Source organism: Streptomyces mutabilis (assembly GCF_014649815.1).
GTDB classification, from domain to species: Bacteria; Actinomycetota; Actinomycetes; order Streptomycetales; family Streptomycetaceae; genus Streptomyces; species Streptomyces mutabilis.
Map to the genome: position 1 here is coordinate 1 of NZ_BMTT01000158.1, position 684 is coordinate 684.

At 29.5% G+C, this 684-nt stretch carries 1 protein-coding gene; it reads right to left on the reverse strand.

Annotation, left to right across the window (positions count from 1 at the left end; translation table 11 throughout):
• Positions 1-201: 201 nt before the first annotated feature.
• On the reverse strand, positions 202-684 hold a 483-nt coding region (locus IE142_RS39840; RefSeq protein WP_191889445.1), incomplete at its 5' end, for an HAD hydrolase-like protein.

The window sequence follows — 684 nt, forward strand, 5'->3', positions numbered from 1 at the left end:
TAGATGTCGATCTTCAAACACTAAAGCTAATCGATGCGGGTATTGATTAATATAATGCTGTAAATATTCCATTATTTTTTTCATCTTCATCACCATTTGTAAACACTTTATATAATTATGTTTACATTATACTTGCTTCATAGTTTTAAAAAAAGAGTAGGATAAAATTCCTCATGAATTATCATCCTACCATTGAAAATATTATAAAATCGTTAAAAATTCTTCTGGATCATTAACAACATAATGAGGATCTTCATGCAACAATTCGTGTGCAGATTGTGCTCCCCATGTGACAGCGCATGTTTGCACATGAGCTTGATTCGCACTCTTGATATCTTGTGCTGTGTCCCCTATATACACGGTTTTACCTATCATTAAATGATGTTTCTGTATCAAATTTTGAATCGTTTCACAAAGAAGTTTGTCTTCATTTTTAATACAGACACCTAATGAATCAGTTATAAAACGGCTTAATCCGAGATAATCTAAATACTTTTGAGTTGTTAGTGTTTCTTTATTAGATACTACAAATATTTTTTTCTTTTGGTTATGTAAAAATTTTAATACTTCACTTATTCCGGTATATTCTTTTGATTGATGTATTTCATCGTTGCTAAAACAATGATTGTATTCATCTATTAATTTTTCTATTTGATAAAAAGACAGTTGATGTGAAGCTAGCGC